Origin of the sequence: Streptomyces asoensis (assembly GCF_016860545.1) — a bacterium.
GTDB classification, from domain to species: Bacteria; Actinomycetota; Actinomycetes; order Streptomycetales; family Streptomycetaceae; genus Streptomyces; species Streptomyces asoensis.
Window position 1 is genome coordinate 558,133 of sequence record NZ_BNEB01000003.1, and the last position, 14,064, is coordinate 572,196.

Genomic DNA, 14,064 nt, shown 5'->3' on the forward strand with positions numbered 1-14,064 from the left:
GACCGTCGCGGTCGCCTGCGAGACTTGCTCCCATGCGCATTGTGGTTCTGGCAGGCGGCATCGGCGGTGCCCGGTTCCTGCGCGGTCTGAAGCAGGCCGTGCCGGACGCGGACATCACGGTCATCGGCAACACCGGCGACGACATCCACCTCTTCGGGCTGAAGGTCTGTCCGGACCTCGACACGGTGATGTACACGCTCGGCGGCGGCATCAACGAGGAACAGGGCTGGGGGCGGGCCGACGAGACCTTCCACCTGAAGGAGGAGCTCGCGGCGTACGGCGCCGGACCCGGGTGGTTCGGACTGGGCGACCGGGACTTCGCCACGCACATCGTGCGGACGCAGATGATCGGCGCCGGGTACCCGCTGAGCGCGGTGACCGAGGCGCTGTGCGACCGGTGGAAGCCGGGCGTCCGGCTCATCCCCATGACCGACGACCGGGTGGAGACCCATGTCGCGGTCGAGGTGGACGGTGAGAACAAGGCCGTGCACTTCCAGGAGTACTGGGTGCGGCTGCGGGCCTCGGTCCCGGCGCGGGCCGTCGTGCCCGTCGGCGCCGAGCAGGCCAAGCCGGCGCCCGGGGTGCTGGAGGCCGTCGCGGCGGCGGACGTGATCCTCTTCCCGCCGTCCAACCCGGTCGTCTCGGTCGGCACGATCCTCGCCGTGCCGGGCATCCGCGAGGCGATCGCCGACGCCGGGGTGCCGGTGGTGGGCCTCTCCCCCATCGTCGGGGACGCGCCCGTGCGCGGGATGGCCGACAAGGTGCTCGCGGCGGTCGGCGTGGAGTCGGCGGCGGCCGCGGTGGCCGAGCACTACGGCTCGGGTCTGCTGGACGGCTGGCTCGTCGACACCGTGGACGCGGGGGCCGTGGAGCGGGTCGAGGCGGCCGGGATCCGCTGCCGGGCCGTCCCGCTGATGATGACCGACCTGGACGCGACCGCGCGGATGGCGCGGGAGGCGCTGGCGCTGGCCGAGGAGGTGCGGACGGTATGAGCGGCTCCGGGTCCACCGGGACCGGTTACCGGGTCTGGGCGGTCGGCGGGCTGCCCGAGGTACGCGCCGGGGACGACCTCACGAAGCTGATCGCGGCCGCCGAACCCGGGCTGGCCGACGGTGACGTCCTGCTCGTCACCTCCAAGATCGTGTCCAAGGCCGAGGGACGGATCGTCCATGCGGAGGACCGGGAGGCCGCGATCGACGCCGAGACCGTACGGGTCGTCGCCCGGCGCGGCACCCTGCGGATCGTCGAGAACCGGCAGGGCCTCGTCATGGCGGCCGCCGGGGTCGACGCCTCCAACACCCCGGCCGGGACCGTGCTGTTGCTGCCCGAGGACCCGGACGCCTCGGCGCGGCTCATCCGGGACGGGCTGCGGGACGCGCTCGGTGTCGAGGTGGGCGTCGTCGTCACCGACACCTTCGGGCGGCCCTGGCGCGCCGGCCTCACCGACGTGGCGATCGGCGCCGCCGGGGTGCGGGTCCTGGACGACCTGCGCGGAGGCACGGACGCGCACGGCAATCCGCTCAGCGCGACGGTCGTCGCCACCGCGGACGAACTGGCAGCCGCCGGGGACCTCGTCAAGGGAAAGGCCTCCGCGCTTCCCGTGGCCGTGGTCCGGGGACTGGGGCACGTCGTCGTGACCGACGACGCCGGGGCCCGGGTCATGGTGCGCGGGGCGCGCGACGACATGTTCCGGCTCGGGACCTCCGAAGCGGTGCGGCTGGCGGTCACCCAGCGCAGGACCGTGCGGTCCTTCACGGACGAGCCCGTCGACCCGGGGGCGGTCCGGCGGGCGGTGGCGGCCGCCGTCACCGCGCCGGCGCCGCACCACACGACGCCGTGGCGGTTCGTGCTGCTGGAGTCGGCCGCGTCGAGGGTCCGGCTGCTGGACGCCATGCGGGACGCCTGGATCGCCGATCTGCGGCGGGACGGGAAGTCGGAGGAGTCCATCGCCAAGCGGGTGCGGCGGGGGGACGTCCTGCGCGACGCGCCCTGCCTGGTCGTGCCGTGTCTGGTCATGGACGGCTCGCACACCTACGGCGACGCGCGGCGGGACGCGGCCGAGCGCGAGATGTTCGTGGTCGCCACCGGGGCCGGCGTGCAGAACTTCCTGGTCGCCCTCGCCGGGGAACGGCTGGGCTCCGCGTGGGTGTCCTCGACGATGTTCTGCCGGGACGTGGTGCGCGAGGCACTGGAACTGCCGGACGACTGGGACCCGATGGGAGCGGTCGCCGTCGGACATCCGGCACAGGAGCCCCGGGCCCGGGCCGAACGGGAGGCGGGGGACTTCATCGCGGTGAGATAGGTCCCGTCCCCGCGGTGCCGGGTGCCGGGCGGTGCCCCGGGGCCGCGGTGCGCCTACCCTCGTAGCAGCACTCCGGCTCCCGCGGCGCTCCCGCGAGCGACGCAGCAGCACTCTCCACCAGGACTTCTCTCGTGTCAGGACGGTTCTCCCCCCGGCCCACGCGCACCACCGTGCGCGGCGGGTACACCACGGTGCCCGCGGGCGTGCCGCGGCAGGCGTCGGCGGCGGGGCGGGTGCGGGACTGGGTGCCGCAGGGGCCGCTCGATCTCGGGCTGGTGCTCGGGCCGCTCAGACGGGGGCCCGGTGATCCCACGTTCCGCGCGACGCCCGACGGATCGGTGTGGCGGGCCACGCTCACGCCCTCCGGGCCGGGGACACTGCGCGTCGCCGCGGCCGGCGGCACGGTGCGCGGGGAGGCGTGGGGTCCGGGCGCGGAGTGGCTGCTCGACCGGATGCCCGACCTGCTCGGCGCTTCCGACGCGCCGGAGGCGTTCGTGCCCCGGCACCGCGTGGTGGCGACGGCGGGACACCGGCGGCCGGGCCTGCGGCTGACGCGGACCGGGCTGGTCCTTGAGTCGCTGATCCCCTCGGTGCTGGAGCAGAAGGTCACCACCGACGAGGCGTACCGGGCCTGGCGCCTGCTGGTGCGCAAGTTCGGGGAGCCCGCGCCGGGCCCCGCGGCGGGCGGACGGCTCTGGGTGATGCCGGCGCCCCGGACCTGGGCGCTGATCCCCTCCTGGGAGTGGCACCGGGCGGGCGTCGACGACAAGCGGGCCTCGACGATCCTGCGGGCCGTCCGGGTCGCCGGGCGGATGGAGGAGGCGACGCGGATGACCGCGGCCGAGGCGCAGGCCCGGCTGGAGGTCGTGCCGGGCATCGGACCGTGGACGTCCGCGGAGACGGTGCAGCGCAGCCACGGGGCTGCGGACGCGGTGACCGTGGGCGATCTGCATCTGCCGGGGATCGTCGGGTGGGCGCTGGCGGGGAACCGTGACGCGGACGACTCGGTGATGCTGGAGCTGCTGGAGCCGTACGCCGGGCAGCGGCACCGGGCGGCCCGGCTCATCCTGCTGAGCGGCCGGGTGCCGGCCCGGCGGATGCCGAAGATGCCCCGGTGGGACATCGGAAGCCTCTAGCCCGACGACCCGGAGCGCAGCCCGGCGGGCTGTGGCTCGGCGGCCTGGAGCGCGGTGGCCCGGAGCGCAGCCCGGCGGACTGTGGCTCGGCGGCCCGGAGCGCGCTGGCCCGGAGCGCAGCCCGGCGGGCTGTGGCGCGGCGGCCCGGAGCGCGGTGGCCCGGCGGGCGGCTCGGCGGTCTCGCGGTGGCCCGGTGGGCTGTGGCACGGCGGCCTGGAGCGCAGTGGCCCGGAGCGCAGCCCGAACGTCTGTGGCGCGGCAGCCTGTAGCGCAGCCCGGCCGTCTGTGGCACGGCGGCCTGGAGCGCGGTGGCCCGGCGGGCGGCTCGGCGGTCTCGCGGTGGCCCGGTGGGCTGTGGCACGGCGGTCTGGAGCGCAGTGGCCCGGAGCGCAGCCCGGCGGACTGTGGCTCGGCGGCCTGTAGCGCAGCCCGAACGTCTGTGGCGCGGTGGCCCGGCGGGCGGCTCGGCGGGGGCGGGCCGCGTGGGGTTGCCCCGTCGCCGCCCCTCCGTGCTCCCGTCGGCCTGGCTGTTGCCGTGCCCGCGCCCCCGCCCGGGTCACCGCCCGCGACCCCGCCCACGGAGCCATCCGGGTCACTGCCCGCGAGCAGGGCTACTGGTCGGAGGAGAAGCGGACGGCGCCGGCCGGGATCCTCGCGTCGCACCACACCCGCACGCCCTCGCGGAGTTCGTTGTCGGGGCCGACGACCGCGCCGTCCCCGATGACCGTGCCGGTGAGCACGGAGCGTTCGCCCACGCGGGCCCGGGTGCCGATGAGGGAGTCGGTGACGACCGCGCCGGGTTCGATGACCGCGCCCGGCAGGATCGTCGAGCCGGAGATCCGCGCGCCCTCGGCGACGAACGCGCCCTCGCCCACCACCGTGCCGCCCGTCAGCTTCGCGTCGGGCGCGACCCGGGCCGTCGGCAGGACCAGGCGGTCGCCGCAGCGTCCCGGGACGGCCGGGGACGGCGCCCGGCCGAGGACCAGGTCGGCCGAGCCCCGCACGAAGGCCTCGGGTGTGCCGAGGTCCAGCCAGTACGTCGAGTCGACCATGCCCTGGAGGTGGGCGCCGGCCGCGAGGAGGCCGGGGAACGTCTCGCGCTCCACCGACACCGGGCGGCCCTGCGGGATCGTGTCGATGACCGAGCGGCGGAAGACGTACGCGCCCGCGTTGATCTGGTCGGTGACGATCTCCTCGGGCGTCTGCGGCTTCTCCAGGAACGCGAGGACCCGGCCCGTGCCGTCCGTGGGGACCAGGCCGTAGGCCCTCGGGTCCGCCACCTTCGTCAGGTGCAGGGAGACGTCCGCCCGGGTCTCCTCGTGGGTGGCCACCAGGGCGCCGATGTCCAGGCCGGTGAGGATGTCACCGTTGAAGATCAGGACCGGGTCGTCGGGTCCCGAGTGCAGCCGCGACGCCACGTTGCGGATCGCGCCGCCCGTGCCGAGGGGCTCCTCCTCCGTCACGTACTCGAGGTGCAGGCCGAGCGCGGAGCCGTCGCCGAAGTACGGCTCGAAGACCTCGGCCAGATAGCTCGTCGCGAGGACGATGTGGTCCACGCCCGCCGCTCGTGCCCGCGCCAGCTGATGCGTGAGGAACGGCACCCCCGCCGCCCTGACCATGGGTTTGGGCGTGTGCACCGTGAGGGGGCGCAGCCGGGTGCCCTTGCCGCCGACCAGGAGGATCGCTTCTGTCACCGTCGTCTCTGCTTCCTGCCGGGACCGGCCGAACCGTCATTCGACCGGCCAGTGTATGCAGACCGTCGTGCGGCGGCTTCCGGACCGTGGGTGTCGCGTCCCGGCCCCGGCGGACGCTCCCCCGGCGGCCGCCGGGCACGTGTCCCCTCCGAGGTTGGTCACCGGCCGTCCCGGACGCGCGGCCGCCGGGGCCCTCCCGGGCCCCGGCGGTCGTGAACGGCTGGTCCGGCCTCAGCGCCCCTGGTAGCGCGCCGCGGTCGAGCGGGCCGAGGTGAGCTTGCCGTAGAGCTGCTTGCCGGGGCACTCCGTGGCGAACCCGTCCCGGTGACCCGAGATCACGTTCAGTCGTACGTTCTTTCCCTTTCCGTAGAGATTGCCACCGGCGGACTTCAGGTATGTCTTCCCCTGGGGATTCGCCCCGAAGAGGCCGAGCTTCCAGGCCGTCAGCCGCGCGATCGCGTTGAGCGTGGTGGTGTTCGGCTTGGCGCTGGTGAAGGTGCCGAGGACGGCGATCCCCATGCTGTTGCTGTTGAACCCGAGGGTGTGGGCGCCGAGTACGGGCTTCGCCACTCCCCCGGCGCGGCCCTCGTAGATCTTCCCGCACTTGTCGACCAGGAAGTTGTAGCCGATGTCCCGCCAGCCCATGCTCCTGACGTGGTACCGGTAGATGCCGCGGATGACGGACGGGGCCTGTGAGCACTTGTAGCCGTTGCCCGAGGCCGTGTGGTGCACGAACGCGGCCTTGACCTGCGTCGTGTAGCGGAAGCCGCTCTCGCGCAGGTTCTCGTCGGCGCCCCAGCCGCGGCGGGTGACGATGCTCGGGCGGGCGCCGATGTACGGCTTCGCCCGCTGGGCCGCCGTCAGTTCGGTCCCGCGCAGGGCGAGGAGTTCGCGCTCGGTGCCCGCACGGTCCAGGGCGGGGATCTCCAGGGCGCCGAGCGGGGCGAGGGCGGCGTTGGCGGCGGAGGTCTCGGCCACCTCGGCGGTCATGCCCGGGATGACGGAACCCGCCGGGCCCTCGGCGCCCTCGGGACCGTCGGCGTCCTGCGTGCCGTCCGCGTCCTCGGGGCCTTCCGCGTCCTCGGCGTTCACCGTGTCGTCCCCGTCCGCGGGGGCGCGCTCGGGGGGTGCCGCTCCCGGGTCGACCAGTTCCAGTCGCAGGCCGGACGGGAGCGGGGCGATCGTGGAGAGGGTGCGGGTGCCTTTGGCGGTCTCCTCCGTACGGCGTTCCGTGTCCGGGTGGACGCGGATCTCCACGCCGTCGGAGTCGCCGACCCACAGGGGGGCCGTGGCGCCGCGGACCCGGCCGGAGGCGCTCTCCCGGGTGCCGGGGTCGGCGCCGTGGTCGGCGTTGTGGGTCTCGACGTCCTGCCAGCCGGACCAGGCGCCGGCGCCCGACGGACGGGTGCGGACCTGGACGCGGCCGTGGAGCTCCGTGTCCGGGTCGTCCCAGACGACGCCCAGGAGGGAGAAGCGGTGCACGTCCCGTCGGGACAGGCCCCGGTCGGCGCCGGTGCCGCCCAGCGCACGGTCACCGGCGAGAGGGGTCAGGGGCAGCGACTGGGTGCTGCCCGGGAGGTCGGGGAGGGTAGAAGTGGTCCGAGTCGACCGAGTCGCGTTCGTCGACCGCGTCGTGTGAGTCGTGTGAGTCGTGTGGGTGGTCGGGGTGTCGGGGCTCGTGGCCCTGGCCGTCCCGGTGGGCGCCGTCTTCGTGGCCGGCGCCGGTCGCGCCGTCGCCGCGTCGGCGGGCGGCGTCAGCGGGAGGGCGAGTGCCGCCGCGCAGGTGACACCGATCGAGGTAGCAAGCAATCCGCGCATGCCAACGATCCTGGACATAGTCATACATTTCTGTCCATCGGTGAATTGACGGGCCGTCGGGCGCGTTCCGCCGAACCGGTGGCTCCGCGGGCGCCCCGCGACGGGTGCGGCAGGCCCGGCGGCGCGTACCCTTCGGCGGGTGACTGCCATTGATCGCACCCCTGCCGACCTGCTGCGTTCCGCGCTGGCCGCGGACCCCGCGCGCCCCTTGGTGACCTTCTACGACGACGCCACGGGCGAGCGGGTCGAATTGTCCGTGGCCACCTTCGCCAACTGGGTGGCCAAGACCGCCAATCTCCTCCAGGACGGGCTGTCCGCCGAACCCGGCGACCGGGTCGCGCTGCTGCTGCCCGCGCACTGGCAGACGGCCGTGTGGCTGCTGGCGTGCTCGTCGGTGGGGGTCGTCGCGGACGTGGCCGGGGATCCGGCGCGCGCGGACTTCGTGGTCGCGGGGCCCGGCATGTTCGAGGCGGGGCTGGCCTGCAAGGGCGAGCGGTACGCGCTGTCCCTGGCACCGCTCGGCCGGCGGTTCGTGCCCGGGCCTCCCGAGGGCTACGACGACTACGCCGTGAACGTCCCGTCCTTCGGGGACCGGTTCGCGCCCTACGTCCCCGTGGACCCCGAGGCGCCCGCGCTGATCGTGGCCGGGGCCGAGTACACCGGCGCCGAGACCGTGGAGCGGGCCCGGGCGTCGGCGGCGGGACTCGGACTGACGGGTCCCGGGTCCCGGCTGCTGTCGGGGCTGCCGTACGACACCTGGGAGGGGCTCTGCGCCGGGCTGTACGCGCCGCTGGCGAGCGGAGGGTCCGTGGTGCTGTGCAGGAACCTGGCAGAGGCGAGCGAGGAGGCGGTGGCGCGGCGGGTGGAGAGCGAGCGGGTCACGGCGACCGTCCGCTGACCCCGCGGCCACTCCCCCTCGGCCCGCGCGGTTCACCCGTTCGGCTCATCCCCGGCCGCCCCGGGGCCGGGCTTCGCGGCATCGTCGTAGGTGCAGCACCGCACGCTCGTACGGCCCGGTCGGGCCCCGAAGCGGGAGGGTGGATCGCACGTGAGGGAAACGGCGGGTTCCGGTGGGCTCCTCGGGCCGGGCGCGGGGGCGTCCGCGGACGGGCGGGGCCTTCTGCGGCGGCGCCGGCGGCGGTGGCTGGGGTGCGGGGCGGCGGTGGCGGGTGTGCTCGTCCTGGGGACGGGGGTGGCCGGGTGGGTCGTCTACGCGAAGCTCGACGGGAACATCACGCCCGACGACGCGGCGGCCGCGGAACTCGCGCGGTACGCCGCGGAGCGGCCGACCTCGCTGGTGAAGGACGCGCAGAACATCCTGCTCATAGGGTCCGACTCACGGTCGGGGGACGGGAACCGCAAGTACGGGCGGGACTCCGGGACCGAGCGGTCCGACACCACGATCCTGCTGCATCTGGCGGCCGGGCGGCGCAGCGCCACCGCCGTCTCCGTCCCGCGCGACCTGATGGTGGACGTGCCGGGCTGTCTGGGGCCGGACGGCAAGCGGACCCGGCCGGTGTTCACGATGTTCAACCACGCCTTCCAGAGCGGCGGTTCGGCCTGCACGATCCGCACGGTGGAGAAGCTGACGGGGGTGCGTGTCGACCATCACGTGGTCGTCGACTTCAGCGGCTTCAAGGACATGGTGGACGCCGTGGACGGGGTGCAGGTGTGCCTGCGGGAGCCGATCGACGACAAGGACGCGAAGCTGCGGCTGCCCGCCGGGAAGGTCACCCTCGACGGGGAGCAGGCGCTCGGTTACGTCCGGGTCCGCAAGACGCTCGGGGACGGCAGCGACACCGACCGGATGGACCGGCAGCAGCGGTTCCTCGGGGCGCTCGTCAACAAGGTGCAGAGCAATGACGTCCTGCTGAACCCGGTGAAGCTGTACCCGGTGCTGGACGCGGCCACCTCGTCGCTGACCACCGACCCGGCCCTGGCGAGTCTGCGCGGTCTCTACGAACTCGTGCGCGGTTTGCGGGACATTCCCACCGAACATGTGCAATTCCTGACCGTTCCGCGGGAGTCGTACGTCCGTGACCCCAATCGCGACCAACTGGTGGAGCCCGAGGCGGAGAAACTGTTCGAACGGCTGCGCACGGACGCGCCCGTGGTGATTTCTCAGAAGATTCCCACGAATCCCGCCCCTGTGGAGTCGGGTGATTACGGTCCGTTCGTGACGCGGGTGGTGGGGCCTGCGGCTTCCGCAGGGGTTTCGCCCACTCCGCCCGCCCCCACGTTCCGCGGCAACACCGCCGCCGAGGACGGCTGCGGGTAAAGCGCTTGCCAAGCAGATCCCGCGCGGCGAACACAAGTTCAAAGAAATAGGTCGGATTGCCCGGTTGTAGGGGCGTGGAATTTGTCACGGCCGTCGCTCGACGCCGAACGGGGCGGATAGTGTGAGCGATCCGGTGCACCCGGCCACGAGGTCTCTCCCGGGGTCGTGCACCGAGTGACCGAGACCCGAGCGCCTTGAGGGGGGAAAGGCGCCGCGTGGCCCCGACGGAGGATTCGGACAACCGTGGACGCGCAAGGCCGTGGGCGGGCGGAGAACATCGATCCCGCAGACCAGTGGGTGCTCAATCCGAACACCGGTGAATACGAACTGCGACTGGGCCCTTCCGCTCCGCAGTCGGCGGTGCCCGGGCCTCGTCGGTCCGGCTCCGGCTCCGGCTCCGGCGGGGGGACCGCGGGCGCCGCGCGCGGCCGTACGGCGGCGCCGGACCGGCAGTCGTCCTCGCCCGGCGAGGCAGCGGACGCGGCGGTGCCGTCGCCACGCCGCCGCCGGGGCGTACCGGCGGAGGAGCCGGCCGCGAACCGGCGCGGACGCCGGCCGGTGAAGAAGAAGTCGAAGGCGAAGAAGATCCTGCTGTGGACCGGCGGGATCATGGCCTTCGTCCTGGTGGGCACCGCAGGTGCGGCCTACCTGTATCTGGAGCACCTCAACGACAACATCACCTCCGTCTCCGACGACGGCGCGAGCACCGGTGGCTTCAGCAAGGACAAGGCGATCAACCTGCTGGTGATCGGCACCGACAAGCGCACCGGTTCGGGCAACGAGGGCTACGGCGACGCCAACAGCGTGGGGCACGCGGACACCACGATCCTGCTGCACGTCTCCAAGGACCGCACGAACGCGACCGCGCTGAGCATCCCGCGCGACCTGATCGTGAACGTCCCGGACTGCCAGACGGAGCAGGCGGACGGCTCCACCAAGGTCATCAAGGGCTCGGACAACGTCCGCTTCAACACCAGTCTCGGACAGGACGAGCGCACGCCGAGCTGCACCGTGCGCACGGTCACCGCGCTGACCGGGATCCAGGCCGACAACTTCATGGTCGCCGACTTCAACGCGGTCAAGACGCTGACCACGGCGGTCGGCGGTGTCGACGTGTGCCTGGCCAAGGACATCGACGACGAGGACTCGCACCTGAAGCTGTCGAAGGGCACGCACACCATCGAGGGCGAGCAGGCGCTGGCCTTCGTGCGCACCCGGCACTCCGTCGGCTTCGGCGGCGACCTCAGCCGGATCGCGTTGCAGCAGCAGTTCCTGAGCGCGCTGATGCGCAAGCTGAAGTCGAACGACACGCTCACCAGCCCCACCAAGATGATCAAGCTGGCGGAGGCGGGCACCAAGGCGCTGACCGTCGACTCCCAGCTGGACAGCATCGACAAGCTGAAGGACCTCGGTCTGGAGCTGGGCAAGCTCAACGTCAAGAACCTGACCTTCACCACCGTGCCGGTGGTCGACAACCCGGCCGAGAAGGTCAAGGCCACGGTCGTCGTGAACAAGTCGACCGCGCCCACGGTCTTCCAGATGATCAAGGACGATGTCTCGTTCACCGAGGTGAAGGAGCAGGCGGCGGCGTCCAAGAACGCGGCGGCCGCGGCCGCGGCGGCGCGTCTCAAGGGCACGCAGTCGGCGGCCTCCGCGGTGCGGGTGCAGGTCATGAACGGGGGCGCCCCGGCCGGCAGCGCACAGGAAACTCTTAATTGGCTCCAGAATGATGAGGGCGTGACGAAGTCCGAGAACGCGGGCAACGCGCCCGCGGTGCTGAGCAGGACGACGCTCGAGTACGCGCCCGACCAGGCCGATCAGGCCCGTAAGCTCGCCGCCGTCATGGGGCTGCCCGGGACCGCGCTGAAACCGGGCAAGAGCGTCGAGAACTCCCAGGGTCTGCCGACGATGACACTGACGCTGGGCAAGGACTTCAAGGGCGCGGGAGTCTCGCTCACGGCTCCGACCGCCGTGCCGGACACGGTGCAGAAGTCCACGGCGGACAAGGTCGAGTGCGCCAAGTAGGTAACCCTTCGGGCCCGTTGTGCGTCTGACTTGACGCGGGACGGGCCCGTGTCAGGCGCAGGGCGGGGAGGGGCAGGGGAATGGCGGGGAGCAGCGGGGTGCGCGGGGAGGTTCCCGCGGTCGAGGACACGATGTCCTTGACGGCGCAGGAGAAGGGCGAGAAGAGCGAGAAGGGGGAGCCGGCCGGCGACGGAAGACGCGGCGGCGGACGCGGCGCGGGCCGCGGCCCGGACCGCAAACGCCGACGTCGACGCGCGTTGCGCTGGTCGGCGACGGTGCTCGCGGTGGTGATACTCGGGGCCGCGGGGGCCGGCTACCTGTACTACGAGCACCTCAACGCGAACATCAAGCACGACGACCTGAACATCGGCGACGACAAGGACCGCGCGGCCGACACCAAGGCCAACTCGGCGGGCCAGACGGCGCTGAACATCCTGCTGATCGGCTCGGACGCCCGGGACACCGCCGCGAACCAGAAGCTCGGCGGCGCCAAGTACGACTTCGGCGGTCCCCCGCTCGCGGACGTCCAGATGCTGCTGCACATATCGGCGGACCGCAGCAACATGTCGGTGGTGAGCATGCCGCGCGACACCCTGCTGGACATCCCCAGGTGCACGGACCCCGACGACGGGAAGACCTACGGGGCGTTGCAGGGCGAGATGACGAACGTGTCGCTCGGCCGCGGCGGTCCGGGCTGCACGGTGGCCACCTGGGAGAAGCTCACCGACATCCACATCGACCACTTCATGATGATCGACTTCTCGGGTGTCGTCTCCATGGCGGACGCGATCGGCGGTGTGCCGGTCTGTGTGGACGCCAACGTCTACTCGCACACCAGCACCGGCAAGGGCTCCGGCCTGAAGCTGGAGGAGGGCACGCACTCCGTCAAGGGCAAGCAGGCCCTCCAGTGGCTGCGCACGCGCTACGGCTTCGAGGACGACACCGACCTCGCCCGTGCCAAGGCGCAGCACATGTACATGAACTCGATGGTCCGCGAGCTGCGCGCCAACGCCAAGCTGACCAACCCCAACAAGCTGCGCAAGCTCGCCGAGGCGGCCACCAAGGCCATCACCGTCGACGACGGCCTCGACACCATCACGAAGATGTACGACCTGGCGGGCGAGTTGCAGAAGGTGCCCACCGACCGCATCACGATGACGACGATGCCCAACCGCTACCAGGGCAGCCGGGTCGTGCCCACGGAGGACGCCAAGCAGCTGTTCCGCCTGGTGCGCGAGGACATCGCCCTGGACGGCAAGGACGCCAAGAAGGCCACCGCGAGCCCGTCGCCGACGGTGACGGACGCGGCCGCGCCGAACGACCGGATCGCCGTGCAGGTCCACAACGGGACCTACTCGGACACCCTGGGGGCGGTCCGCGGACGCGCGACGGCGGTGACGGAGCTGCTGACGGGCAAGGGCTTCACCAAGGCCGTCGCGGACACCTCTCCGGCCACGGCCGTGGCGAGCACCGTGGTCCGCTACCCGAGCGCCGACCTCCAGGGGGACGCCCTGGCCGTCGCCAAGGCCCTCGGCGTCCCGGCGGCCCAGGTGAAGAAGTCCACCGCGGTCTCCGGGGTCACGGTCCTCGTCGGAGCGGACTGGCGCTCGGGGACGGCGTACAAGGCGCCGGTGAAGGACGACAAGACACCCGACACCGCCGGGGCGATCAACGCCTCCGACACCACCCAGTGCATGCACGTGGACCCGGCCTACACCTGGTAGCCCGGGTCCCGTGGTGCTCGGTGCGCCGCGCGGCGCTCAGTGCGTGTCGCTGAGGACCGCGGGGCGCCGTGACGCGATGACCTTCCTGGCCAGCGCCTTGGGGCTGGTCAGGAAGCCGAATCCCCACGACATGTGCATGGTGGCGAGGGCCACGGGGATCCGCAGCCGTGCCTTCGGCGGCAGCCCCCGGCCGGCCGGCAGGGAACCGGCGGTGATCGCCGCGAGGTAGCCGGCGGGGACGAGGAAGCCCAGCGGGGTGAGCACGGCGCCCACCACGATGCCGGCGGCTATCGCGCACACCGCGACCGGCGGGGCGAGGTAGCGCAGGTTGATGGAGCCCTCGTGGTAGCGGGCGACGACGTGCCGCCAACGGCCGTAGTCCTTGTACTGCTTGGCGAGCGCCCTGACGCTGGGCCTCGGCCGGTACGACACCTTGAGCTCGGGCGAGAACCAGATCAGGCCGCCCGCCTCCCTGATCCGGAAGTTCAGCTCCCAGTCCTGGGCGCGGACGAACTCCTCGTTGTAGCCGCCCTGTTGCTCCAGCGCCTCCCGGCGGAAGACACCGAGGTACACGGTCTCCGCCGGGCCGGCCTGCCCTCCGGTGTGGAAGGCGGCGTTGCCGACCCCGATCTTCGAGGTCATGGCCGCGGCGACCGCGTGCTCCCAGTCGTTCTCGCCCTCGGCGTGCATGATCCCGCCGACGTTCTGCGCGCCGGTCTCCTCCAGGAGCCGCACCGCGGTGGCGATGTAGTCCGGCGAGAGCATGCCGTGCCCGTCGACGCGGACGACGACCGGATGGCGGGAGGCCTTGATCGCGGCGTTGAGCGCCGCGGGCGTCCGCCCGGTGGGATTGGGGACCGTGTGCACGCGCTTGTTGGCGTGGGAGGCGGTCTCGGCGACGAGCTCGGCCGCGATCTCTTCCGTACGGTCCTTGGACGGACCGATGGCGATCACGACCTCCATCTCGCCGGCGTACTCCTGCGCGAGGATCGCTTGGACGGCTCCGCGCAGATGCCGCTCCTCGTCGAGGACGGGCATGATGACGGACACTGCGGGGAGGCGCACGTCGGGCTTGGCGTTCATAGGG

Annotated in this window: 10 protein-coding genes; 7 read left to right on the top strand and 3 right to left on the bottom strand. The window is 72.8% G+C overall.

Annotated features, from left to right (window positions below; genetic code table 11):
* Positions 1–32 precede the first annotated feature (32 nt).
* From cofD to Saso_RS15205, 3 genes are all read left to right on the top strand, one after another.
* Positions 33–992: a 2-phospho-L-lactate transferase gene (cofD, locus tag Saso_RS15195; RefSeq protein WP_189920611.1), complete on the top strand. Its 960-nt coding sequence runs from the start codon at positions 33–35 to the stop codon at positions 990–992.
* On the top strand, positions 989–2,302 hold the full coding sequence (locus Saso_RS15200; protein ID WP_189920613.1) for a coenzyme F420-0:L-glutamate ligase: 1,314 nt from the start codon (positions 989–991) through the stop codon (positions 2,300–2,302). Before cofD ends, Saso_RS15200 begins: the two co-directional genes overlap by 4 nt.
* Before the next feature lie 131 nt (positions 2,303–2,433).
* Positions 2,434–3,438: a DNA-3-methyladenine glycosylase family protein gene (locus Saso_RS15205; RefSeq protein ID WP_189920615.1), complete on the top strand. Its 1,005-nt coding sequence runs from the start codon at positions 2,434–2,436 to the stop codon at positions 3,436–3,438.
* 611 nt (positions 3,439–4,049) lie between these two features.
* On the opposite strand, the gene manB is transcribed toward Saso_RS15205, so the two are convergent.
* Together manB and Saso_RS15215 are read right to left on the bottom strand one after the other, a co-directional pair.
* Positions 4,050–5,132, bottom strand: a complete 1,083-nt coding sequence (manB, locus tag Saso_RS15210) for a mannose-1-phosphate guanylyltransferase (RefSeq protein ID WP_189920617.1) — start codon at positions 5,130–5,132, stop codon at positions 4,050–4,052.
* Positions 5,133–5,363: 231 nt separating this feature from the next.
* Complete coding sequence (locus tag Saso_RS15215) at positions 5,364–6,950, bottom strand: peptidoglycan recognition protein family protein (RefSeq protein WP_189920619.1); 1,587 nt, start codon at positions 6,948–6,950, stop codon at positions 5,364–5,366.
* A gap of 139 nt (positions 6,951–7,089) precedes the next feature.
* On the opposite strand from Saso_RS15215, the gene Saso_RS15220 reads away from it, so the two are divergent.
* The 4 genes from Saso_RS15220 to Saso_RS15235 all read left to right on the top strand — a co-directional run bounded on the left by Saso_RS15220 (position 7,090) and on the right by Saso_RS15235 (position 12,977).
* Positions 7,090–7,848 carry a TIGR03089 family protein gene (locus tag Saso_RS15220; RefSeq protein ID WP_189920621.1) on the top strand — a complete coding sequence of 253 codons (759 nt, stop codon included), beginning with the start codon at positions 7,090–7,092 and terminating at the stop codon, positions 7,846–7,848.
* Positions 7,849–7,998: 150 nt separating this feature from the next.
* Positions 7,999–9,228: an LCP family protein gene (locus Saso_RS15225; protein ID WP_189920622.1), complete on the top strand. Its 1,230-nt coding sequence runs from the start codon at positions 7,999–8,001 to the stop codon at positions 9,226–9,228.
* Between the two features lie 243 nt (positions 9,229–9,471).
* The gene (locus Saso_RS15230) at positions 9,472–11,253 is read left to right on the top strand and encodes an LCP family protein (protein ID WP_189920624.1); all 1,782 of its coding nucleotides are present in this window, start codon (positions 9,472–9,474) and stop codon (positions 11,251–11,253) included.
* An 80-nt stretch (positions 11,254–11,333) separates the two neighbouring features.
* Positions 11,334–12,977, top strand: a complete 1,644-nt coding sequence (locus Saso_RS15235) for an LCP family protein (protein WP_189920626.1) — start codon at positions 11,334–11,336, stop codon at positions 12,975–12,977.
* 36 nt (positions 12,978–13,013) lie between these two features.
* Here Saso_RS15235 and Saso_RS15240 read toward each other — a convergent pair whose 3' ends face one another.
* Positions 13,014–14,060: a glycosyltransferase family 2 protein gene (locus tag Saso_RS15240; RefSeq protein ID WP_189920628.1), complete on the bottom strand. Its 1,047-nt coding sequence runs from the start codon at positions 14,058–14,060 to the stop codon at positions 13,014–13,016.
* Positions 14,061–14,064: the final 4 nt, after the last annotated feature.